The following is a 24,518-nucleotide window of genomic DNA, read 5'->3' as shown; positions in this document are numbered from 1 at the left end:
TTTTTTTGTCACATAGCCAATTTAGGGTGTGCGCAAATTCTATAGGGGAAGTTTATGCGGCGAACTGTTGCCACGACATCATATCGGCTTTTGTTGAGCGTATGGCTAATGACGCTGAGCGTTATTGGGGTAGCGGCCGACAAAGACGGCGCATTTCCTTTCGCAACCGAGGGCTTGCTGTTTACTATGGCCGGCTCGAATACCGTAGGCGCGCATTTGGCGCCCGCTTGGGCTAAGGCGTACCTAGAATCTAAAGGCTTGCAGGGGGTGTTTATCGAGCCTTTGCCAGCGGCTAACGAATATCGCATTAAGGGCCGCAATGGTACCCGTATGGTGTTTATTGATATACGGGCGCATGGCTCTAGTACTGGCTTCGCTGGCTTAAAGGCCAAAAGCGCAGATGTTGCGTTATCTTCACGTCCTATTAAAACCACCGAGGCTCGATCGTTTGATGTGGCCGGCGGCATGCAAGCTTCTACGGCAGAGCATGTGGTGGCGATTGATGGCTTGGCTGTGGTGGTAAACCCTCGCAACCCTTTATCGACTATGACGGTGGATGATATCGCCAAAGTATTTGCCGGAAAAATCACAAACTGGAAGGCCTTGGGCGGCCCCGATAAGCGTATTAACCTGTATGCGCGCGACGATAAATCGGGCACTTACGATACCTTCAAAAGTTTAGTGTTGCGTAAAAGTGCCACGCTTTCTTCGCGGGCCAAGCGTTTCGAATCGAATGATGAGCTATCGGATGCGGTGGCTGGTGATTTAGGCGGTATAGGTTTTGTAGGCTTAGCTTCCGTGCGCGATGCTAAAGCGCTTGCCGTTAGTGATAACAATACGGCGGCGTTAAAGCCTGAAGTGCTGTTTGTGGCCACGGAAGATTACCCCTTATCGCGCCGCCTTTTTATGTATACGCCGGGTGAGTCCAGTGTGCCGTTTGTAAACGACTTTATTCGTTTTGCGCAGGGGCAAGCAGGGCAAAATATTGTCGAGACTATTGGTTTTGTATCGCAAAACCCTAAGGGCTTGGTTGTTGAGGTGCAAGAGGGGCCCGAGCGTTACCAAGAGTTGGCCAAGGTAATGCAGCGCTTAAGTGTGAATTTTCGTTTTCAACCCAGTAAAGCCGATTTGGATAATAAGGCGTTGCAAGATGTAGAGCGTTTAGCCCGCTATGTGCAAGCGCTGCATACGCAAAGTGGCGAAAACCTTAATATTCAACTGGTGGGTTTTAGCAATGTTGAATCGACAGAAAAACGCGCGCAAGTCCTATCGAGGTTGCGCGCCACAGCGGTGAAAAGTGCTCTTTACCGCTTTAATGTGCAGACAGAGTCTGTTATTGGTTTCGGCGATAGCATGCGTGTGGCCAATGCTTCGGGTACATCGTCTGCCAAAAACGAGCGCGTTGAGGTATGGATATTTACCGATGAATATCTAAGTGCAGTCAATGCGATTAAAGACAAAATTAAATTGGGTGAAATTATTCGCCCTGCCAGCGCTGTGTCGCAGCTATAGATTGTCGCAGTTATAGGTTGTCGCAGTAATAGGTTGTGCAGCTATAGGTTAAAGCAATAACAAAGTGCCAAGGCCTAAGAATGCGACAAAGCCGACGATATCGGTCACGGTTGTGAGTACTACCGCGCCCGATAATGCCGGGTCGAGTTTAAGTTTATCTAAAATCACCGGTATACAAACACCCGCTGCCGCTGCCGCTAAAATATTGGCCAATATTGCCAGCGCAATTACAACGCCAATCATGGCGCTATCAAACCAAATGCTTGCGACAATTGCGATAACAAAAGCCCAAACAATGCCGTTTAAAGCACCGACACTTAGTTCTTTTTTAAGCAAGGCATTTCGGTTGGCTGCGTTAATTTGATTGAGAGCTAAGCCACGAATGATTAGCGTGAGTGTTTGGCTGCCAGCAATGCCGCCCATGCTAGCGACTACCGGCATCAATACGGCCAGTGCTACCACTTGCTGCAAGGTGGCCTCGAATAGACCAATAAACCATGACGCTAAAAATGCGGTAAGTAGGTTGATGCCCAGCCAAATCGCTCGATTTTTAGTACTTTTTACGATGGGCGAAAATAAATCTTCGTCCTCGTTCATACCGGCGCTGGCCATCAATTGGTTTTCGTAGTATTCCTGCGTTAATTCGCAGGCGTTGCCTATATCGAGCCGGCCTAGCAATTTACCGTTTTCGCCAACTACTGGCAGTGCCGAAAACCCCGAACGTTGTACTTTGGTGGCTGCGGCTACGGCATCTTCTTGAGCGTTAATAACGGAAAAATCTTCTTCAGCAAGATCTACCAGCGGCACGTGGTCGGGCGAACCAAAGACGCGACTAATGCGAATTGCCTCGGAAAAGTGGCCCGCGCGGTTGGTAATAAAAATGCAATCGACGTAGTCGGGCAGTTGCCGGCGCAGTAAACGCAAGGCATCGCGCACTTTGGCATTGTTCGGTAGCACCAGCACATCGTGATCGATCCAGCGGCCGGCGACGTCTTCGCTGTACTGCTGGGCATCTTCAAAGTAAGAGCGTTGGAGTGTATCCATCGCGCGAACCGCACGGTCTAGTAAGCGTGCGGGCAGTGTATCGGCAAGCTCGATTAGGTCGCTGGCGGCAATATTATTAAAAAGGCTGTCCAGCTCTGCGATGGGCATGGTATCTAGCAAGCTTTCGCGCGGATCGCTGCGCATCTCGACAAGAATATCCAGCCGCTGATCTTGCGCAACGTTCTTCCAGGCTTCGGTTCGCTGCTCTATTGGTAAAGATTCAAGCGCTAGTGCAATTTCATTCGCTTCCTGGCTATTAAGAATGCGAATTAGCGTGTCTTTGCTGTCTGGTGTGCTGTACTTTGTGGCGTCGGCCACTTCTTCAATAAGTGTTGTTAAGTTGTCTGTCATTGGATTTTTCTCCAAAGCGGGTACGGCATTCGCTAGGATCACGCTAGCGCGAAGCGCAGCGGCGCAAAAACTGTTTTGCTGATTTACTCAGTGCTAAAGCTGATGATAGCGGCTTCTTTAGGGTTGCGGTAAGAAAATAGGGTGGAGATCATCAGCTTCTAGGTTGTTGGCGGTGATCATACCGGTGATATGTTTAATGTATTCGTCGCCAAGCTCAGAGTATTTGCCTAGCCCTTGTGCCAGCGCGATGCCCGTAATGGCCTGCTTGTTTTGCCGAAGCTCGGCGCGGATAAAGCGCAATGTTTTATAGCTACCTAAGCGATTTAAGTTTAGTAAATATTTTTGTACAGACACATTAACGGTTGCAAAAGCTGCGACTTCGTGACTTTTGCCTTCAAGCCTTTTGCTAGGAACAAGGCCGCATCCTGCTTTAACCTAGAAACCGCAGTTGAGAGTCAAAAAGATGCGTATTCCTTTGGTGTGCATGGCGTGTAGTAAAAATGTGTAGTCACCTTATTGGTGATGAATCATTTTTATCTCGCGTCAGGTGCACCAAAGGGATGCGTAGACTTTGATGGTTCAACTGCGGTTTTTAGGTTTAAAACACCACTGGCTAAAAAAATTATTGGCTCTTCTCCGCTTTAGTGCGATGAAAAGAGATGCTAAGACCCGCCATATCCGTTGAAATGTAAGGTTCTCACGCCACTACACTTAAACGAATATATGAGCCTTAACATCTCCAGCAAAATTTTGAGCCTTCCTGGTCAGCGTGTCAAACAAGTTCAGCATGACTTGGCCCTGCAAAGATTGACTATACACTGCAAGCGAGACCGTCGTTATAGAGCGATTGACCCGTCAAGTAATGAGGCGGCCAACATCAACCGATACTTGCGCAGAACGATCCGTGATGTCCCTTTGTGTGGCTTCGAGTGCTATTTGGAAGTTGAGCTCGCTCAAGTTGTGACGACTTGCGGTAGGCGTCTAATGGAGGCTTGCGAATTTGTCGATACAGGCAATCGCTATACTCAAAGATTTTGCCAGTTGGTGAGCGGATTGTGTCGCCATATGAGTATCAGCACGGTCAGTCGGCACCTAAAGCTACGATGGGAAACGGTGAAAAATATGGATAAATTTCACCTAGAGAAAACGTTGCCTGCACTTAATCCTGAAAAATTAATTGACTTAAAATATCTTGGGGTCGATGAAGTCGCTAGAGCCAAAGGCCATGATTATATGACGGTGATTTATGACATGGAATCCGGTCATTTAATTGGCGTTGAGACAGGCCGTAAAGCCGAGGTGTTGACAGCGTTTCTAAAGCGCTTACCAGCACAAACCGCTGAAAACATAGAGGCGGTAGCCATGGATATGGGGCCAGCCTATCAAAAATCGGTACGCGAATGCTTGCCTAATGCTGACATTGTTTTCGATCGGTTTCATGTGATGCAAAACTACAGTAAAGCCATGAGCAATCAGCGTAGGATCGAGTTCAGAAAGGCGGATCGCGCAGGCAAAGAGCAGCTTAAAGGTACCCACTACCTGTTGTTAAAAAATGCCGACAAGTTAAATGATAAACAAGCCAATAAACTCCAGACATTGCTCGAAAATAATTCCAATATCAATACACTTTATATACTCAAAGAGCAGCTCCAAGCTTTGTGGAATGCAGGGAATTATGACGCCATGATGAATGCATTGGAGCAGTGGTGCGACATCGCGGAACAGACGAATATGCTCTATCTCAAGAAATTTGCAAAGTCACTAAGGAAGCATAGCGTAGGCATTTGTAACTACGGAAAACACGGGCTGACTAGCGCCAGAATTGAAGCCGGCAATGTCAGCATTGGCATGATTCGCAAGCGAGCAAGAGGCATCAAGGATACCGAGTACTTCAAGCTAAAAATAAGGCAATCATCGATGCCTGACGAGCAATCCATGTTCTATGGAAGCCACTAGATCACCTCACTAAAGCGGAGAAGAGCCAAATTATTCCCCTCTTTTGCAAAGCGCGACCCACCCCAACCAGATTCTAACGCGGCTTGTGACAACGCGAGCGATGCAGGGATAACATCGACGCGCAATAGCAGCAAGCGCCAATAATCGGCGCTGTTAAAGTCTTTTTTGACCTTGTAGCGTTTAGCAATTTTATCGAGCCGCGCACGCTCTTTCTTAGTGAGTGTGCTTTTATTTGTTAGCTGTTGCTGGCTGTATTCTACAAAATAGCGGTCGTTAAGGATTTGAGTATTCTCGTAAATAACAAGGGGCCGCAGGAAGTCAAAAAATGCTTTTTTCTTATCGGCAACAACAGGGTGTATTGAGAAGTCGGGTACTGTTGAATGTTGTTCTACTGCAGGTAGAGGAAGTTGCTTAATACTGGGTTGCTGCTCGCTGCAGGCGCCAAGCAGCAATACGCTAAGCAGTAATAAGCTTGCGAGGCCTAGCGGTTGAATGAAAAACGTAAACATCCTGGCGACCTTGTTAATTGTGTGCCAGCAAAATGGCAGGGTAATGGGCGCTGTTAAGGCACAGCGGTTACTGTGCCGTATATGTGCTTGTGCGAAGGCATGTTTGCCTACACACAATAGGCGCTTAGTTTAAGGGTAGTTGTATATGGAAGGTTGTGCCGACATCTGTACTTGAAGTAACCGCAATTTGGCCTTTGTGATGGTCGGTAACAATAAAGTGCGAATAGGAGAGGCGCTGCTCTACCGCACAGGCAGGTTTATCGGAGGTGTTTGAAAAGAAGGGTTCAAATACGTCTTGTTGTTCTTCCGGCTCTAAACCTGCGCCGTTGTGTTGGATTTTTATCCAAACCGAATCATAAAAATTGCCGACCTCAACATTAATGACAGGGACAAAACCCGTACCGGCTGCGCGTTCGCACAAAGCATAAAAGGCATGGCGTAGTAAACGCAAAAAAACCTGCTGCATTTCGGATGCAAAGCAGGGGATCTGCGGCACGTTGTCGGCATAGTTGCGGTGTAGTGCTATTTCACTAAAGCGTAAGCCGTTGGGTTGTGAATACAGGCGCCCCGCAAGCGCAATGCTGTAATCCAAGATATCTGCCATGTTAGCTGCTTGTTTGTTATCTTGATGGCTAGAAGAAAACTCTAGCAAGTTGCCCACAATTGCGGTGGCCTGTTCGCCACTGTGCTTTGCTTTGGCGAGCACAGGTGTTATGGCTTGTTTTTGGCTGTCGTCGGCGGTGATTAATTGCTGGCCAATAATATCCACTGCATTAGAAATACTTTGCAAGGGTACGCTGATGTCGTGCGCCATCGCAGAAGCCAGCTCGCCCATTGCCGACATTTTATTGCGTTCTACCAATTGGTTTTCGGCTTTCATTTGCTTGGTTATATCGTCTACCAAAATGACAATGCCGGTTTCTTCTTGCTCGTTAAGTGCGTAAAGGGTGATATCAAAATAGTATTGCCCGCGCTGGCTGTGCTTAATAGTGGTTGTTTTTTTATCTTCCATCACCTTTTCGATTTGCGCGGCACTTAAGGTAATTGTGGGGTAGGCCTCCCACAAATTCATCCCAACAATGGTATCGAAAGGGCGGCCGGTAACGGTTTCGGCGACATGGTTCCACTGGGTAATTTCCATGTCTTTATTGAGGCCTATTAGCATCAGCGGCATAGAATCGACAATGCTTTTGATGTAAGCCTCGCGGCTTGAAAGCTGTGCGGTGGTTTCTTCTAAGCTTGCGGTGCGGCGGGCTACGCGATCTTCTAGGGTTGCTTTAATGTCGGTAAGTTCGCGGTTAGAGCGCGCGGCGCGGCGGTTAGCAAAAAACAAAAATGCAGACACAATCAGCAATGTTAGGATTAGCACGCTGCTGGAAAAGTTAGCAACGTATTGCCATTTTGTTTCGCCGGCCTCGTCTTTAAAAGGGGAAAGTAAGCTGGCATAGGCCGAGGCACTGGCTAGTGCAAGGGTGGAACTGATTAGTATCTTCTTCATAAGCTGGTCACTTCTTCAGCAAAATTACGGCGTTGTTTTAGCCACGACCGCGGATTGTGGCGTAATCTTATCGATTTTAGCAGGGTTGGTACGCAATGGCTGTAGCCTTTGGATAATCCGTTTTTAATCGCGGGTTGCGTCCAAGCACGATTAATTTTTATCCATCGGAAATGTTGGGAGCTTGAGTGTCAAATTCTAGCCATTAAGCTGTGTTAGAGTCGGTAATTCGTATGAAATTTGTGCAGTTTCTAGCTTTAATCATAGCTATTCATTATTAAGGAACACGATGAAAACAAAATTGAGTGTGAAATCTTGTGGCGTAAGGTTGGTGGCATTGGTGTGTTGGCTGATGTTATTGCAAGGCCCTGTAGCTTATGCCGCGCCAGCGAGCGGTGAATTTGTTGCGACGCAACCGTGTGATTTGTACCAATCTAAGCGCAAGGGTACTAACCCTGGGGGCTTACGTACAAAAGTTGCGGAGCGCTACCCCATTATCGAGGTGCTTAGCGAAGAGGGCGTTGCGACTTGGGTGCGGGTAAAGACCGGCATCGCCCCGCAACCTGATCGCTGGGTTGCCGCGCAATGCGGTGAGTTGTTGAATGTAGAGTTGCGCCCCGCGCGAAACGCACAAGCCCCAGCCGGGGCCAGCTGCCAGCTGGCAAACCAGTTTGATGCCAATGTGCTAGCAGTGAGTTGGCAGCCTGCATTTTGTGAGGTGCGTGGCGGTGATAAGCAAGAGTGCATAACTTTAAGCCAAGCGCGCTTTGATGCTTCGCATTTTACTTTGCATGGCTTGTGGCCAAACCGGCAAAGTTGCGGCCGGCGCTATGGCTATTGTGGCGCGGTGAAAGAAAAGCCTTCGAGTTTTTGTGCTTACCCTGCGTTAACCATAGAGCCCGAGTTGCGGCAAGCCCTTGGTATTGTAATGCCGAGTGCCAGCGCCGGTACCTGTTTGCAGCGGCACGAATGGTGGAAGCACGGCACTTGCTCGGGGTTATCTGAAAATGATTATTTCTCACTTTCGTTGGCATTGGTTAAACAGGTGAATCAGTCGGCATTTGTAAGTGATTTTATTGCGCCGAATATTGGCCAGCGAGTGACCCGCGATGCGTTTGAAAAAGCGTTTAATCAAAGTTTTGGTCGCAATACCTACCGGCGTGTTGCCTTACAATGCAGCCAGGGCCTGTTAACAGAATTGCAAATTGCTTTGCCACAAACCCTTGAGCAAGCAAGCCAATTAACCGATTTATTGCAGGTGGGTTCGGTGCCAACTAATGGCTCTGGCAGTTGTGGCGCTAGTTTTGTTATCGATGCGGCGCCGCAATAGTTATACTTGCGCGGCAGGTTTTATTGGGAGCTCTACGCTAAATAGGCTCCCTTTTCCTAGCTCGCTACTCACGTGTACTTTGGCGTGAAGTAAGCGGGCCACATTTTCAACAATCGCCATGCCTAAGCCTGTTCCGTGGCCTATTTTATAGCGCGTTTCGCTATCGAACTGTTCAAACCGCTGAAATAATCGTTTGAGATTTTCTTCGCTTATGCCTATGCCTGTGTCGCGAATATACAGTGTAATGCTTTGTGATTTTGCTGGCGCCTCAATGCTGAGTGTAACGGTGCCTTGCTCGGTGTATTTAAGGCCGTTGGAGATTAAATTCATTAGTATTTGCGATAGTCTAATAGGGTCTGTTGTGATCATTTGCTCAGCATTTTCTGGTGGTGAGTAGATAAGCGCAACACCTTGTTCTTCGCTGTAGGATTGCATTTGATCGGCCACATCCTCACATAAACTGTAAATATCAACAGGTTCGAAGCGTACTTCAAGTTTGTTTGCTTCTATTTTACTAAGATCCAAAATGTCGTTAATCATGGCCAGTAAGTGCTTGCCGTTACGCTCTATTGCGCTAAGGGAGGATACCTGCCGCGGGGTAAATGTTTGCGCATTTTTCAGTAAACGCACGGTATAGCCAATTACCGAATTTAAGGGGGTGCGCAATTCGTGAGACATGTTGGCGAGGAAGTCTGATTTAACAGATAAAGACTTTTCGGCGTGTGCTTTGGCTTCTTCCAGTTCTTTGTTAAGTTTTTGCTGAATGGCGACAGATAGCTTGGCTTGTTGTAGTAACTGATAGGTTTGTTCGTTAGTGGATTTAAAAACATCGGCAGCGCGAGCCAGTAAACCAATTTCATCATTGCGTTCAAGGCCAGGGATTTTATCCACGGCTTTGCTTTCGGATAAATCCTTGAATACTTGGGTAATGCTGTGGATTGGCTTAATAATAAGGCTAAGGAAATACCACGGCGTCATTATTGCCATTAGCAAACTAAGTGCCGATAAAATGAAGAATACAGAGTTTTGAGACTTGATGTCTTGGCTAACTGTATTTCTAATTACGTTTGTATGCTCTTGTGCATGCTGTGTGAGTTTATCCGCAAAATAGAGAATTTCCCGGGCGGAGCCAGCCATAACCACATTAATTAAATATGTATAGTTGCGTTGCACTGTGACAATTTTTAAGAATGATTTTTTGTACTGTACAACATGGTTATAGGGCGCCTCGTTATCTGAGACTTTATTTTCGAGTACGTTGATCGATTCTTTAAAGGCTTGCGCATACTTATGATTACTGGTGATAAAGTAGGATAGCGCATTTTGTTGCGCTGTATTGATGTGCTGTAATAATTTGGTTTCTTGCGTGGCTTGTGTAGCGGCTGAAAGCAGCGATGCATTAATTTTTTGCGATTGTTTATCTATAAAGCTTTCTATCAGCCCTGCTTTTTCGGCTCGGTTTTTCACCACGATATCGAAGCTCGATTTATAGTCGTTAAGGTGTTCTGCCATTCTAATAATTTTGTCACTTTGAATAGCTAAAAGAGGGTTATCTTTTAGTGTGTTTATCGTATGGCTAATTTGGCTGTAAAGTTGTTCCGAATGATTGACCGAGTGCGAGCTGGCTGTATCTTTATAAATAAGCACGTTGCGCTGCAAATCCATAACATCGCGCTGCAAGGCGGCCGTTAGGGATAAAACCTTGTCTTGCTCAATGGTTTGCTGCATTGATTTGCTAAAGGTCTGGTGGGTATTAAAACTGGAATAGCCGAGCAGCAGTAAAGGAATTGCCAGCATGGCGTAGGCAATAAGGATTTGAAGTTTTATTGACGATTTAAATAGCTTCATGTGGGTGACTTATCAGCTGATAAACTCATACCATTTTTGCAAACTATAGTCGTAAGTGGGCATAACCGTGTTCCAAACGGCCACGTTACTAAGACGTTGCTCGTAGGAGCCGCCAGTACGGACTTCGCCTGCGCGTACGGCAATATTACCGTCGGTCCCTTTTAATATTTCTTGGGTGGCGTGGCCGTTGTACCAATATTCCCATTCGTTTTTACTGAGGTATTCTTGCGAGCGCTGCGGGTTGGAAATGTAATAGCCTTGGCGGGCAATAAAGGCTCCCGGCCACCCCGATAGCCACCAATTCATATAGTCATAGGCGGCGTCTTCTTGTCTGTCGGTTGTTGCTGAAGATAAGCACATAACGCCATGCCAACCGCGATAACCCTCTTTTGGGGCGGCGTATATCACGGGAATATTCTGGCCATTGAGTGCTGAAACGGCAGGGGAGAACATGCTTTCTATTATTACGCGCCCGCTTTTCATAAACTCGACAGATTCGGGTACGGAAGTCCAAAAGCCACTAAAGTGCCCTTGTTGTTTTTTCTCATCCAAAATAGCAAAAAGTTGGTCTAGCTCTTCACGTGTAATGTTGCCAATATCCTTAAATTGCATCAGGTTTTTTGCTTGGGCGGCAAGGGCCATATCGAATAAGCCAATAGTGGGCGCGTTAACCACGCCGACCTTACCGCGGTATTCATCGTCTAATAACCAAGCCCAGCTTTCGGTTTCATAGGGCTTACCTGCGGCAATATGGTTTGTGTTGTAGCCAAACGAGTCCACATTGTGCACATAAGGTAAAAAGCTCACTTGATTGCTAGGGGTAGACGATAACTCACCGTTTTTTTGCACATGCAGTAATTTATAGGGCGCATCGCCTGCGCCAAATTTTGCTTGCGGATTGAGCTGCCCTGTTTTGGTGAGGCTGTTAATTTCATCCCAGTGGGCAAGGCGCTGTTTATCAATAGCTTTAATCGAGCCTGAGTGCCACAGCACGTTAATGCTATTAGACCATTGCTCGTACAGGTCGAACGACTCAGGAAACATAGCGGCTTTTTGCATAACGGCGGCGCTGCCTTTGGCCTCGAAAATAATTTCAAAACCGAGGTCACTCATCGCCTTTTGGCGAAGCTCTTCTTGCAGTGTTACGTGGGTGCCCATGACGCGCAAAGTAATAGGCGTTTTCTTGGCAAATACGTATGGTGCGCTTGTAGCCGCCATTAATCCGGCACTGGCGGCGGATGTTTGCTGCAATAGCTTGCGCCGCGATAAAGCTGGTGTTTCCAGTGTGCTCGTGTCGGAGTTTTTATTGCTCGAACTAGCCATGTTTTTTGCCTATGTTATTGGTTACTGCTATAGGAATTAATTGTTTAATATATTTAATTCATGAAAATAATGATTTCGTTATATAACCTTCATTCCTCTCTTATGAGTGTAGCTTTGGTTAATAAATGTGCACAAATTCTGTATTGTTTATGGCAGCTTTAGCGCCTGTGGTTTAACCTTAAGCAATGAGGGGTAGGGTTAATTTATCGTACATTGGAGAGGCATATGGCAGGCGAGGTTAGTGGCAAAGCAATTTTGATGGTGGAGGATAACGCCGATAACGCCGACCTTGCGACTTGGATGTTAGAAGATGCAGACTACGATGTAACGGTTGCGCCCACGGCAGAGGCTGGGTTGGCACTACTCAACGAAAACAGTTATGCCATTATTTTAATGGATATCTCTTTGCCGGGGATGGATGGCAAAGATGCGATTCGGGCAATTCGGGATGATCCACGTATTCAAGAAATGCCTATTATTGCACTCACTGCGCATGCTGTGCTTAATGAGCGCGACGCCATTATGGCTAGCGGTGCAAATTGCATTGTTACCAAGCCCATTGACGAAGACTTACTGCTGTTGAAATTGGAAGAAATGATACCGAGTTAAATCCGCAGTACTTGAAGGAAGGCAGCGCTGCTCGCGCTATTACCTGCTTTGGTTTTAACCTAAAAACCGCAGTTGAAGCATTGTAACTATCCAGTCATAAAAAAATATTACTCACTCGGAGGACTGATTGATTGTTTTCTAGGTATTCACGCGCCGGCTCTTGTAGGGATGACAAGGTGATCGAAAATGCAGGAGATTTTCCAGAGCGCTTGCATAGTGCCCGGCCCCAGCAAGGATGCGTGGGGGTAGACTTTGCAGCACAAAGTCGTAGATGGCCTGAGCGAGCCCAGAAAAATTGTCGGCTTCCGCTAAGTTAATCCTAAAAACCGCAGTTGAACTATCAAAGTCTACGCATCCCCTTGGTGCACCTGACGCGTGATAAAAATGATTCATCACCAATAAGGTGACTACACATTTTTACTACACGCCATGCACACCAACGGAATACGCATCTTTTTGACTCTCAACTGCGGTTTCTAGGTTAATGACATTGTCGAGGTGATGGGTCTTGTTTGACTCTCAATTGGGGTTTCTAGGCTGAATATCATAGCCTGCGGGCTACACGAGTTTGCCAAAGCTAACCTTTTTATTCTCCTTTTTTCGCCTTTTTGGGTTTACTTGTTAAGCCTGTGATCTGTGTATTATTTGCGCGCGTGTGCCTATATAGTAAAGCCCAATCATAATGTTATAACCGTATCGTAAGATTAAATGCGATGTGCTCTAGCACTCCGTTGCATCACTTAAAGAATTCGAATAACAATACGTTAGGGTATTTACTATGAATCAACTTATCCGCTCCTTTCCCTGTAAGCGCTTGGCTTTGGGTTTGCTCGCTGCCACAAGCTTAGGCGGTTGTACGGGGACCGAGGTCCCCACAAGTAGTTCTGCAGTAGCGATATCGTCGGTTAGCTCTGTTACGCCAGTGTCTAGCAGCAGCTCAGTGAGCTTGCCTGCTTCTAGTAGTAGCTCTGTTGCGCCAACACCGTCAAGCGTGGCGTCCAGCTCAAGTGCACCTGCGATCGATTTAGACCTTGTTGTGGCCATTAATGTTGGTGGCGACGATGTCACTATGGATGGTATTCAATACCAAACCGACAAGTACATTAGCGGTGGCAATACCAATACCACCACCGAAGCGATTTCTGGCGCCTCTAATGGTGCGCTTTATCAATCGGAGCGTTATGGCACTTTTACGGCCAATGTGCCTGTGACGGCTGCTGGCATTTATACGCTGGAGCTTCACTTTGCCGAGTTATACGTTACCGGGCCTGGCGAGCGCAGCTTTAGTGTTGCAGTGGAAGGGAATCAGGTGATTAGCAATCTCGACTTATTCGCCACTGCTGGCCAATATGCCGCGCATACCGTAATTGTTGAAGATGTACAGGTCAGCGACGGCTTGGTGACTATAGAGATGGTTGCCGGTGTAGAGAATCCTACCCTTGCGGGCTTTGGTGTTTACTCTAACGACGGCCAGTTAGACCTTAACTATGTGCCGCCCACACCGACTATTCCCGATTTCGGCGGCGAGAAGTTCGTCGGTAACATCACCACTGGTGGCAGTGTTCGTAGCGATTTCATGCAATATTGGAATCAAATTACTCCAGAAAACGAAGGTAAGTGGGGCTCTGTGGAGCAGTCACGAGATCAATACAATTGGGGGCCTGTTGACAGAATTTACGAGTTCGCTCGCGCTAACGGTATTCCCGTTAAAGCTCACACCTTTGTGTGGGGAGCACAGGCTCCAAACTGGATCAACAATTTAAGTCCTGCGGAACAGCGCGGCGAAATTGAAGAGTGGATGAAAGACTATTGCGAGCGCTACCCAGATACTGCCATTATCGACGTAGTGAATGAGGCCGTTGAGGGGCATGCTCCTGCAGGTTACGCTCAAAGTGCATTCGGTAATGACTGGATTCTTGAATCATTTAAGTTGGCGCGTAAACATTGTCCCGACGCCATTCTCGTATACAACGACTTCAATTTTTTGACCTGGAATACTGAAGAAATATTGGCGGTAATTAGGAGCACGCTAGACTATAGAGATGAAAATGGCGAGAGAGTTATCGATGCGCTAGGTTTACAAGCTCATAGCTGGACTACACCAAAAATTTGGACTGCGGCCGAGATTAAAGAAAAACTTGATTACATTCACCAGCAGTCCGGTAACTTGCCGCTGTACATTTCCGAGTATGACATTGAGGATAGTGATCAAGGTGCTGGCGATGCGTTTCAGTTGAGAATTTTCCAAGATCAATTCCCTGCATTTTACGAACACCCTGCTGTTGTGGGCGTGACTTTGTGGGGATATGTTGTCGGCCGGACTTGGCGTGAAGGCACTGGCTTGATTCAAAGCAACGGTCAGCATCGCCCAGCGATGGACTGGTTAATGGAATACCTAGGGCGCGACTAAACAGCTGCCCACCTTGGTTGCGCTGGCTAGCTTTTATCTAGCTAGCGCACTCGTAAATGCCGGTCGACGTAATGTCGATCGGCATTTTTGTTGTTGCGCAGCCGGTTTTTGCTATTACTTTTGAGCATTGGCACGCTTTGCGATAGAATGCCGCGTCTGTTTTTGGGCTGTGTGAGTAGTCTGTCCCAGCCCAGTGATACATTGCGCCGATTTGGGGCGCTTATAGTGAATTATTTAGGCCTGCGCCGCGTATCGAGCGGCGCAGGCTATTTTTTTGACCTCTACTAGGTATTAACTCCATGGCTAATTATTTCAATACTCTGTCTATGGCAGAAAAGCTCGACCAATTGGGTCGTTGTCGTTTTATGGACCGCAGCGAGTTTGCTGACGGCTGTAATGCACTTAAGGGCAAAAAAGTGGTTATCGTGGGCTGTGGCGCCCAAGGCCTAAACCAAGGCTTGAATATGCGCGATTCTGGCTTAGACGTATCGTACGCTCTGCGCGGCGCGGCCATTACTGAGAAACGTCAGTCTTTCTTGAATGCCTCTGAAAACGGCTTTACTGTTGGCACCTACGAAGATCTTATCCCGCAAGCTGATTTAGTGTGTAACCTAACGCCAGACAAGCAGCATACTGCTGTTGTTAACGCGATTATGCCCTTAATGAAGCAAGGCGCTACTTTGGCTTACTCGCACGGCTTCAACATTGTTGAAGAAGGCATGCAAGTACGTGAAGACTTAACCGTAATTATGTGTGCACCTAAGTGCCCAGGTTCTGAAGTGCGCGAAGAGTACAAGCGCGGCTTTGGTGTACCAACCCTTATCGCTGTTCACCCAGAAAACGACCCACAAGAGCACGGCTTCGAGTGGGCTAAAGCTTATGCTTCTGCTACTGGCGGCGATCGCGCGGGTGTGCTTGAGTCTTCTTTTATTGCCGAAGTTAAATCAGACCTTATGGGTGAGCAAACCATCCTTTGTGGCATGCTGCAAACCGGCGCCATCCTCGGTTACGAAAAAATGATCGCCGACGGCGTTGATGCGGGTTATGCCTCTAAGCTTGTGCAATACGGCTGGGAAACCATTACCGAAGCGCTTAAGTACGGTGGCGTTTCTGGCATGATGGATCGCCTATCTAACCCTGCCAAACTCGAAGCTTACAAATTAGCTGAAGAGCTTGCTGGCACTTTGCGTCCTTTATTCCGCAAGCATATGGACGACATCATCACCGGTGAATTCTCGCGCACCATGATGGAAGACTGGGCCAACGACGATGCCAACTTGTTAAAGTGGCGCGCCGAAACGGCTGAAACAGCCTTCGAAAAATCAACCGCACAAGATGCACCTATCGACGAGCAAGAATACTTCGATAACAATATTTTGTTTGTTGCCATGGTTAAAGCTGGCGTAGAGTTAGCGTTCGAATCTATGGTTGAAGTAGGTATTGTTGAAGAGTCGGCTTATTACGAGTCTTTACACGAAACTCCATTAATTGCTAACACCATTGCGCGCAAAAAATTGTACGAAATGAATGTAGTGATTTCGGATACTGCTGAATACGGTTGTTACTTGTTCGCACACGCCGCGGTACCTTTGTTGCGCGATTGGGTTAACGACTTAAACCCTGCTTATATCGGTAAAGGCTTGCCTGCTGGTTCTAATTCAGTAGACAACGCCACTTTGGTTGCCGTAAACCAAGAGCTACGTGACCACCCAGTAGAGTGGGTTGGCCAAGAGCTTCGCGGTTACATGAAAGACATGAAAGCAATTGTGGACTCTAACGAAATTTAATATTTTGTTGGGATTACAGATGTTTTAAAAAAAGAGGCTTCGGCCTCTTTTTTTTGTTTGTAGGCCAGAGTTTTATGGATTCCCAGGTAGAGTGCTTAACGTGATTGAAAAAAATCAGGATGCGACGAAGGTTGCTGTTGTTAACAGGTAAAATTTAGCAATGGATTATTCCAGCGATTGGGGGCAGGGTTGATGATAAAGAAAGCGTCGTTAATCTATAGACAACTCTATGGCTTATTTTACTCGACAGGGATACTCGCCAGCTGGAGAAATCGGGGCTTCAAAATACACCGTAAATCAGACTTGGACTCATGCGGGGGCAACCTCTTGAACAGCTTGAGGGGTGATTGAACCTCGCTCGTTATTTGGTATTTTGTGGTTTAACGTTAGGCAATATGATAGGGGGCTCGTATATTCTGTGTTTTTTAAAAATTGATTCACCTTAATGAATGCGTTAATATTCTGGCCGGAAATAGCTTTTTCGTCTCCTGTGCTAAGGTTTTTTGTTGGGATGGAAGGCTAATATGAAGGCGTGTGGTACTTGCTGCATTTTAACTTTACCCAGAGGTAAGCATGGAAGAACATTACATTAAAAGCTCGGAATCCAATTTGGATGCTTCTGGCACGGAATACGAAAAATTTAGTTATATACATTTTTATTTTTCCTTTCGCGGGCGCATCGGGCGTTTAGAGTTTATTGTTGGGATGTTAACGCTGGGAATGCTCATTGTTACTTTGCTTTTCACTATATTAGTATTAGCTTTAAGTGAAAGTCAGGCGGTTCTCTTTCTGTCTGCGTTTTATTTTCCTTTGATGTGGATTTCGTTAGCGTTACAAGCGAAGCGTTGGCATGATAGGAATCGATCGGCTTGGTGGATATTGATCAACTTTATCCCGCTTGTCGGAATTTGGGCATTCATTGAGACGTGCTTGCTTGCAGGAACTCAAGGTTCGAATAAATACGGTAATATCCAACGTTGAACCTTGGTTGTTTCGTGGCATTCGTCAGGGGGCATCACGGTTGTTGCAACGCTGGTAGCCAGCTTGTTTCGACCTCTTCACTAAACGCCATGCCTGTGAATACCAAACCTGCGCCCTTTAATAGAGCTAATATAAATTAATCAAATCAGCCTTCTGACAAGCAAAAACTCTTCCCAAAGCGACCTGTGCAAAATCTTCCTTGCACTCATGCCGGCGCCTGTATACAAATATGACTCCTATTTAGCTAAACGCTCCTCCGCCTTGCGCGTTCTACCCATAACATATCTGGCGCCGATATCATCAAAATATGCTAGATTGCGACCTGTTGACTACAGGCCAGTATCGTGAGTATTTGTTGTTAGTTTGCTTATCCCAAACGTATATTTGAAAGGGCAATGCGGTACGATGCCAATGCCCTTAAGGCAGGTTAAGTGGTAGACGGTGATTTTTCAGGGCCCTCATGCACCGTGCCTTACAGGATAGTAGGGGGGAGAAAACGCAGGAGCATGTTTTCCAGAGCGCGTGCGGAGCGCCCATGGATTGGCTTGAGCGAGTCCAGAAAAATTGCCGGCTGCCGCTAAGTTAATGACATTGGGTACGATACGGCCCTCCATATTCTGCTTAACGGAGTCCCACTTTTGCAAGCCAAGCTAAAGTTATTTATCGAAAACGCCTTACTGCAAAAAATCATTATCACGTTGATTATTATCAACGCTGTGCTGTTGGGGTTAGAAACATCTGATGCCATTATGGCTAAAGCAGGCACACCAATACTATTGCTGGATAAAGCCATATTGGTGGTGTTTGTTGTAGAGATCGTTTGTCGAATGATTGTGTACCGCTTGGGCTTTTGGAAAGACCCTTGGAGCCTATTTGATTTTGCCGTAGTGGCAATTGCGTTGGTGCCTGCCAGTGGTGCGTTTTCGGTATTGCGTGCGTTGCGGGTATTGCGGGTGTTGCGTTTGCTTACGCTGGTGCCGTCTATGCGAAGGGTAGTAGGGGCTTTACTTGGGGCTGTGCCGGGTCTTATCTCCATCGCCTTTGTTTTATTGATTATTTATTATGTGTTTGCGGTTATAGCCACTAATTTATTTGCCGATCAATACCCCGAATGGTTCGGCAATATCGGTCTTTCGCTTTACACCCTGTTTCAAATAATGACGCTCGAAAGTTGGTCCATGGGCATTGCGCGCCCAGTAATGGAAAACTTCCCTTATGCGTGGGCATTTTTTATTCCGTTTATTCTGGTTGCGACCTTCACCATGCTGAATCTATTTATTGCGATTATTGTGAACGCCATGCAAACCTTTAGTGAGCAAGAAAATAAGGAAGCTATTGAAGCGGTGCATGAACTAGACACAGACTTGCACGGTGAATTGAAAATGCTACGGCAAGAGGTGTATGCCTTAAGGCAGTTGTTAACGAAAGGGCATCTCTAAAAATGCACTTTTTCCGCGATAGCGGCGTCAGCTCCGTCCTCGAGTCCTCATTTACACCACGTAAACTGCGGCTCTCCGGGCGGCGCTTCCTTGCTCTCACGCAAAAATTACTATTTTTAGAGGTGCCCGAAAGATAAGTAGTATTCTAATGCGCCCATAAAAGCAAGGCTGCTGCTGTTATGGGCGCATTCGCGGTATTTAGTTGGCAATTGGGATTAATGCTGCGGGGAGGGATGGGGGAACGGCAATTTCGGCCCAGTTAAGGTTGAAGTGAACACCTTTGCCTTTATCTACAGCTTTAATAGCGACGCCTTCTAAAGCAATTGCGCCTCCTATAATACCTGCAACCGGTGCCAATTCAGGTTGTGCTGCAGCGATAATCCCAGCGATTGCTGAACCGCCCTCAGTGCCTGTAATAATCCCTTGAGTAAAGCTTTCGTTAAATTTAAGCTCAAAGCCCCACCAATGCGCAGACACCGAAACCCCCGAACTAGAAGCGGCTAATGCGTTGCTTGGTTGGGGTGGCGCAAGTAGCTGCGATAGCGAATCTTGAGGAACACCGTGTTTGATAAAAGTATTGTATGGGTCTTTTTGTACCGCATCTTTGTTCTCGGTAGCTATTTGCGTTAAGTCTTGGCCTAGCGTAGTTGTCGCATCCATTTTTTTATTCTCGTGTATGTTGTTGGAAGTGCAGAATTAAGCTGCCAACCCATAGTGTCATTAATTTTCATGAAACAACATTACACGTGATTACACCTCGAACAATGGCTGATATAGAAGGTAATGTGGGATTGAGTACTACGCCAAAGGCAGGTGCCATCTGTTTCTAAATCGCATTTGTCGACATCGTGAATAAAGTTTAGGCATTGGAAAACGCCAGGGTAATCGCGCAAACTTTCCTGGTTGTTAGGTAGCCTTCCCTATAAAGGTAATGCACGCTGTGTTGATATTGGCGTGACTGCCTTGGTGGCGCAGTACTGCACAGCGGCTTTTAGGGATGGCTCCTAATACCTCGCCGTATTCATTTTTTGGTATTTTGGTGTGCGCACCTTCGAGTCGCCGGCGACATTCCAAGTAAAATCTTCGGTTGGCTGCTGATATTGGCTGGTACCTGATTCAAATGGTGCTATTGCTTATTAGGGTTTCCGTGCTGCTTTAGGTGTTGGCTTTGTGTCATTTTTACCGTATGTATTTTTACTTTTTCACAATGACTATTTCTGTGTACTAAAACGCGTTTTCGACGGAGCACTTTACGTTTTGGTGTGATATCGCCCGCATTTTCATGTCCTTATATGCGCCCGTACGCCGATTAGGACGAAGAATTTTCGCAACCCCGTAAATTACCTTCAATGTCAGCCCGCCCGTTTGATGGGTATTGGCAGTCAATAAGGCAAATAAAAAAGGGTATAGCGATGTCCAAAATAAAGCTTTCGCCACACACTGTAGGTTCGGTGTTGGCCATGACGACCGTTTTATCGGCCTGCGCTGGTTCTGATGGCACTTCTTCACAAAACTCATCGAGCGAAGCGCATTCAAGTCACGCAGTGGTATCTTCTAGTACTGGCCAAGCCAGCAGTATTTCGTCTGTTGCTAGTTCTGCAACAAATGGTTCTGCAACAAATAGCTCTGCATCAAGTAGTTCGGCGAGTAGCCAAGCGCCTATTGGCGATGAGGCAAATGGCAAAGCAATATTAGAGGGGGCTAACTGTAATACGTGCCACAAAGATACCGGTATGGTGGCACAAGGCCAATACGGTGGTTTGTTCCCGATTAATGTCAATAGTTGGAGCTACCCAACAAGCACGCGTTACACCGATAAAAATTATACCGGCGATAGCGTAACGGCACTGGCAGCCTTTATTAGCCAAGAAATGCCAACCAATGCGATTGGCTCGTGCGGTTTGAATGACTGTGCTGCTGATGTGGCTGCTTATTTGTGGAGTTTGCGTGGCAACCCTACCGAGCCAGTAATCGACCCACTAGCGTGTACCTCTACTGACCCTGTGTATTATGGTCAGCGCGGCCTTAAGTTGCTGACGTCTTATGAATACCACAATACCTTGCAGCACTTATTCAACGCGCCACTGCCAGAAGACTTCTCGACGACGGCAAGAGCCTCTTCCGATGAAAATATCGCGCGCTTGCCTAACCATAAAAACATTGCCATTCAAGAGCAGCGCCTAGATCTTTACTACAAAAATGCTGCCGACTTAGCGGCTTGGGCGTTAAGCACCAATGGCGCATTGCCATTTCAGTGTGCCGATATTGGCTCGCCGGCATGCGCCGAAGACTTTATCAATGAATTTGCCTTTAAAGCTTACCGCCGGCCGTTAAATGCGCAAGAAAAAAGCGATTACACCGATATGATCGTTAATGGCATAAGTGCGCGCAAGGGCATGGAGTGGGCAATAACAGCGGTTTTAAGCTCGCCTGACTTTTTATACCGCAACGGCTCTTCTCCGCTTTAGTGAGGTGATCTAGTGGCTTCCATAGAACATGGATTGCTCGTCAGGCATCGATGATTGCCTTATTTTTAGCTTGAAGTACTCGGTATCCTTGATGCCTCTTGCTCGCTTGCGAATCATGCCAATGCTGACATTGCCGGCTTCAATTCTGGCGCTAGTCAGCCCGTGTTTTCCGTAGTTACAAATGCCTACGCTATGCTTCCTTAGTGACTTTGCAAATTTCTTGAGATAGAGCATATTCGTCTGTTCCGCGATGTCGCACCACTGCTCCAATGCATTCATCATGGCGTCATAATTCCCTGCATTCCACAAAGCTTGGAGCTGCTCTTTGAGTATATAAAGTGTATTGATATTGGAATTATTTTCGAGCAATGTCTGGAGTTTATTGGCTTGTTTATCATTTAACTTGTCGGCATTTTTTAACAACAGGTAGTGGGTACCTTTAAGCTGCTCTTTGCCTGCGCGATCCGCCTTTCTGAACTCGATCCTACGCTGATTGCTCATGGCTTTACTGTAGTTTTGCATCACATGAAACCGATCGAAAACAATGTCAGCATTAGGCAAGCATTCGCGTACCGATTTTTGATAGGCTGGCCCCATATCCATGGCTACCGCCTCTATGTTTTCAGCGGTTTGTGCTGGTAAGCGCTTTAGAAACGCTGTCAACACCTCGGCTTTACGGCCTGTCTCAACGCCAATTAAATGACCGGATTCCATGTCATAAATCACCGTCATATAATCATGGCCTTTGGCTCTAGCGACTTCATCGACCCCAAGATATTTTAAGTCAATTAATTTTTCAGGATTAAGTGCAGGCAACGTTTTCTCTAGGTGAAATTTATCCATATTTTTCACCGTTTCCCATCGTAGCTTTAGGTGCCGACTGACCGTGCTGATACTCATATGGCGACACAATCCGCTCACCAACTGGCAAAATCTTTGAGTATAGCGATTGCCTGTATCGACAAATTCGCAAGCCTCCATTAGACGCCTACCGCAAGTCGTCACAACTTGAGCGAGCTCAACTTCCAAATAGCACTCGAAGCCACACAAAGGGACATCACGGATCGTTCTGCGCAAGTATCGGTTGATGTTGGCCGCCTCATTACTTGACGGGTCAATCGCTCTATAACGACGGTCTCGCTTGCAGTGTATAGTCAATCTTTGCAGGGCCAAGTCATGCTGAACTTGTTTGACACGCTGACCAGGAAGGCTCAAAATTTTGCTGGAGATGTTAAGGCTCATATATTCGTTTAAGTGTAGTGGCGTGAGAACCTTACATTTCAACGGATATGGCGGGTCTTAGCATCTCTTTTTACCTCACTAAAGCGGAGAAGACCCACCGCAACGAACTCGGTAAGCCCGTAGCGCAAGTGCGCGAAAACGGGTGGCAGCTGCCGGTTGTTGAGTTAGATGGCCATGTTGCGGTAGGTGGTGCTGTGCTCGTGCAAGCCGAGGATTACCAAGCGATGAATGGCGTAATGGTAGAACCCACCGAGGACAGCGGTGGTGGCTCTAACCTAGGTTACATTGACGATGGCGATACCATGGATTACGCCATTAACGTTAATTATGCCGGTAGTTACACCATTCGTTATCGCGTAGCGAGCGAAGCCGGTGGCGGCAGTATTCGCGCTGCGGGCACAACAACGAGCTTACCGAATACTGGCGGTTGGCAGGTATGGCAAACCGTAGAGCAAACCATAACACTTGCTGCTGGTGAGCAAACGTTGCGCCTTAGCGCGGCCAGTGCCGGCTTTAATCTAAATTGGTTTAGTCTTACTTACAACAGCGATTCAACGCCGGTACGCATCCAAGCAGAAGATTACACGGCCATGACTGGCGTAATGACTCAGGCCACTGAGGACCAAGGTGGCGGCCAAAATGTGGGTTACATCGATGCCGGCGATACCTTGGATTACAGCCTCAATTTACCGGAAGCCGGCGTGTACTTGGTTTCGTACCGTGTTGCGAGTGAGCAAGGTGGCGGTGCTTTAAAGTTAGAAGGCATAACACCTAATGCTGTTGCTGTGCCTAGCACGGGAGATTGGCAGGCGTGGACGACAATTAGCCACGAAGCCATCTTGCCCGCTGGCGAGCAATCGCTGCGTTTGGTGGCTACCAGTGCTGGCTTTAATATCAATTGGTTAGAGTTTACCTACTTAGGTGAGGAGCCCACGGTAACCGCGAGCGAGGAATTCGAACAGCTGGCTAAAGCGGATGCCGATGCCTATGTGTTGGATCCTTACGAATACGCATCAGCGCTTTCGTATATGTACACCGCCAGCGCGCCAGATGACGAGCTATTAAAAGCGGCTGCCAATGGTGAGCTGGATAACCCCTTGGTTGCTGAAGCGCATATCGAGCGCATGATGAACTCGGAACTAGGTCACGCACAAGCTCAGCGTTTTATTGCTAAGTGGTTAAAAACCGACGGTGTTAAATCGGTATCGCGAGATAACCCCGATTTTACCAACCAAGTAAAAGCGTCTATGGCTGAAGAAGTACGCCAGTTGTTTGATCATATTTTTTACGATCCTTCGATTCCGTTTTCAGATTTATACGGCGCGGACTACACCTTTTTAGATTCCACTTTGTCGGCTTTTTACGGCATTCCTGGCGGCGGCAACGCGCCAATGGTTTTTAATAAAGTGGCGACCGATAGCCGTGGTGGCGTAATTACATCGGGTGCATTTATGGCCTTTAACGCCAAAGAAGATGGCACCGCGCCTATTATTCGTTCAGTGGTTTTACGCCAAAACATGCTCTGCCAAGAAATTCCACCGCCACCAACACTCGGTGAGCCAGGTTCGGACCGTATGGCCAACCAAGCAGAGGTGGATCGCTTGCGCGAACTTGGCGAGCTTACCACCACAGACAGCTTTGATTTATTAACCAAGGCCGAAGGCTGTGGCGGCTGCCATAAAGAAATTATCAACCCATTATTTGGTATGGATGATTTTGACCATGTAGGCCTGCCGCGCAAACGCGTGAACGGTGAAGTGGTGCAGCAAGGTTTAGGCGAAAATGGTAAAGACGATATCGTAATTGATTGGATTAATAACGGTGTACTTTACGGCGTAAACAGTATTGATGATGTGATTCCAGAAGCCGGCGCTGGTGGCGGTATTCACTTTGCTGGCGCCAAAGACTTATCCGAAAAAATGTCGCTAGAGCCTGCTGTTGCAAGCTGTTTTGCACAACGTGCATTCCGCTTTGCTACAGGGTACCCATTACACGCTAAGGCCGATAGCGAATCAGATCGCGATTATAGCAACGAGCAAAAAGGCCACGCGGCTTGTAATGCGCGCAACTTGAATGCGGTATTTGAAATGAATAACCAAAGTCCTTACGAATTTTATAAGGCCATTGGTACTTCAGATGTTATTCGCTTTAAGAAAAACTAAGGCCGTGTCTGTGCGGGTTCGCCCGCATATCAAGCGTCGTAAAGCATAAATA

18 protein-coding genes are annotated in these 24,518 nt (G+C 47.0%); 10 read left to right on the top strand and 8 right to left on the bottom strand.

All coding sequences use genetic code 11. The annotated features are described in order from the left end of the window. Positions 1-54 precede the first annotated feature (54 nt). Positions 55-1,512, top strand: a complete 1,458-nt coding sequence (locus MARGE09_RS19700) for a substrate-binding domain-containing protein (RefSeq protein WP_236984850.1) — start codon at positions 55-57, stop codon at positions 1,510-1,512. 48 nt (positions 1,513-1,560) lie between these two features. Here MARGE09_RS19700 and MARGE09_RS19695 read toward each other — a convergent pair whose 3' ends face one another. Then, positions 1,561-2,907, bottom strand: coding sequence for a magnesium transporter (locus MARGE09_RS19695; RefSeq protein ID WP_236984849.1), 1,347 nt, complete (start codon positions 2,905-2,907; stop codon positions 1,561-1,563). A gap of 117 nt (positions 2,908-3,024) precedes the next feature. Next, positions 3,025-3,261 carry a glucosaminidase domain-containing protein gene (locus MARGE09_RS19690; protein ID WP_236984848.1) on the bottom strand — a complete coding sequence of 79 codons (237 nt, stop codon included), beginning with the start codon at positions 3,259-3,261 and terminating at the stop codon, positions 3,025-3,027. Positions 3,262-3,630: 369 nt separating this feature from the next. Between MARGE09_RS19690 and MARGE09_RS19685 the strand changes: the two genes are divergently transcribed. After that, entirely contained in the window at positions 3,631-4,863 is a 1,233-nt protein-coding gene (locus tag MARGE09_RS19685) for an ISL3 family transposase (RefSeq protein WP_236981837.1), read from the top strand. On the opposite strand, the gene MARGE09_RS19680 is transcribed toward MARGE09_RS19685, so the two are convergent. Together MARGE09_RS19680 and MARGE09_RS19675 are read right to left on the bottom strand one after the other, a co-directional pair. Beyond that, complete coding sequence (locus MARGE09_RS19680; protein WP_236984847.1) at positions 4,860-5,372, bottom strand: glucosaminidase domain-containing protein; 513 nt, start codon at positions 5,370-5,372, stop codon at positions 4,860-4,862. The two genes, MARGE09_RS19685 and MARGE09_RS19680, sit on opposite strands and share 4 nt — an antisense overlap. Before the next feature lie 124 nt (positions 5,373-5,496). Beyond that, positions 5,497-6,870, bottom strand: a complete 1,374-nt coding sequence (locus tag MARGE09_RS19675; RefSeq protein ID WP_236984846.1) for a two-component system sensor histidine kinase NtrB — start codon at positions 6,868-6,870, stop codon at positions 5,497-5,499. Positions 6,871-7,156: 286 nt separating this feature from the next. Here MARGE09_RS19675 and MARGE09_RS19670 point away from each other — a divergent pair, with 286 nt between their 5' ends. After that, positions 7,157-8,197, top strand: coding sequence for a ribonuclease T2 family protein (locus MARGE09_RS19670; RefSeq protein ID WP_236984845.1), 1,041 nt, complete (start codon positions 7,157-7,159; stop codon positions 8,195-8,197). Here MARGE09_RS19670 and MARGE09_RS19665 read toward each other — a convergent pair whose 3' ends face one another. Together MARGE09_RS19665 and MARGE09_RS19660 are read right to left on the bottom strand one after the other, a co-directional pair. Further along, entirely contained in the window at positions 8,198-10,045 is a 1,848-nt protein-coding gene (locus tag MARGE09_RS19665; protein ID WP_236984844.1) for an ATP-binding protein, read from the bottom strand. 12 nt (positions 10,046-10,057) lie between these two features. Further along, positions 10,058-11,368, bottom strand: a complete 1,311-nt coding sequence (locus MARGE09_RS19660) for an ABC transporter substrate-binding protein (protein WP_236984843.1) — start codon at positions 11,366-11,368, stop codon at positions 10,058-10,060. Between the two features lie 225 nt (positions 11,369-11,593). On the opposite strand from MARGE09_RS19660, the gene MARGE09_RS19655 reads away from it, so the two are divergent. From MARGE09_RS19655 to MARGE09_RS19635, 5 genes are all read left to right on the top strand, one after another. After that, on the top strand, positions 11,594-11,977 hold the full coding sequence (locus MARGE09_RS19655) for a response regulator (RefSeq protein WP_236984842.1): 384 nt from the start codon (positions 11,594-11,596) through the stop codon (positions 11,975-11,977). Between the two features lie 778 nt (positions 11,978-12,755). Beyond that, positions 12,756-14,387: an endo-1,4-beta-xylanase gene (locus tag MARGE09_RS19650; protein WP_236984841.1), complete on the top strand. Its 1,632-nt coding sequence runs from the start codon at positions 12,756-12,758 to the stop codon at positions 14,385-14,387. A gap of 299 nt (positions 14,388-14,686) precedes the next feature. Continuing rightward, positions 14,687-16,174, top strand: a complete 1,488-nt coding sequence (gene ilvC / locus MARGE09_RS19645; RefSeq protein ID WP_236984840.1) for a ketol-acid reductoisomerase — start codon at positions 14,687-14,689, stop codon at positions 16,172-16,174. A 573-nt stretch (positions 16,175-16,747) separates the two neighbouring features. Further along, positions 16,748-17,155, top strand: coding sequence for a DUF805 domain-containing protein (locus tag MARGE09_RS19640; RefSeq protein ID WP_236984839.1), 408 nt, complete (start codon positions 16,748-16,750; stop codon positions 17,153-17,155). A gap of 638 nt (positions 17,156-17,793) precedes the next feature. Beyond that, positions 17,794-18,594: an ion transporter gene (locus MARGE09_RS19635; protein WP_236984838.1), complete on the top strand. Its 801-nt coding sequence runs from the start codon at positions 17,794-17,796 to the stop codon at positions 18,592-18,594. A 198-nt stretch (positions 18,595-18,792) separates the two neighbouring features. On the opposite strand, the gene MARGE09_RS19630 is transcribed toward MARGE09_RS19635, so the two are convergent. Next, the gene (locus MARGE09_RS19630; RefSeq protein WP_236984837.1) at positions 18,793-19,254 is read right to left on the bottom strand and encodes a hypothetical protein; all 462 of its coding nucleotides are present in this window, start codon (positions 19,252-19,254) and stop codon (positions 18,793-18,795) included. 752 nt (positions 19,255-20,006) lie between these two features. On the opposite strand from MARGE09_RS19630, the gene MARGE09_RS19625 reads away from it, so the two are divergent. Next, entirely contained in the window at positions 20,007-21,062 is a 1,056-nt protein-coding gene (locus tag MARGE09_RS19625; protein ID WP_236984836.1) for a DUF1595 domain-containing protein, read from the top strand. Between the two features lie 9 nt (positions 21,063-21,071). Here MARGE09_RS19625 and MARGE09_RS19620 read toward each other — a convergent pair whose 3' ends face one another. Then, positions 21,072-22,304, bottom strand: a complete 1,233-nt coding sequence (locus MARGE09_RS19620) for an ISL3 family transposase (RefSeq protein WP_236981837.1) — start codon at positions 22,302-22,304, stop codon at positions 21,072-21,074. A 47-nt stretch (positions 22,305-22,351) separates the two neighbouring features. Between MARGE09_RS19620 and MARGE09_RS19615 the strand changes: the two genes are divergently transcribed. Continuing rightward, on the top strand, positions 22,352-24,466 hold the full coding sequence (locus tag MARGE09_RS19615; RefSeq protein ID WP_236984835.1) for a carbohydrate-binding protein: 2,115 nt from the start codon (positions 22,352-22,354) through the stop codon (positions 24,464-24,466). The last annotated feature ends 52 nt before the right edge of the window (positions 24,467-24,518 follow it).

The organism is Marinagarivorans cellulosilyticus (assembly GCF_021655555.1).
GTDB lineage: Bacteria > Pseudomonadota > Gammaproteobacteria > Pseudomonadales > Cellvibrionaceae > Marinagarivorans > Marinagarivorans cellulosilyticus.
Note: the sequence above shows the minus strand (reverse complement) of the source record. Positions and strands in the feature narration are given on the sequence as shown.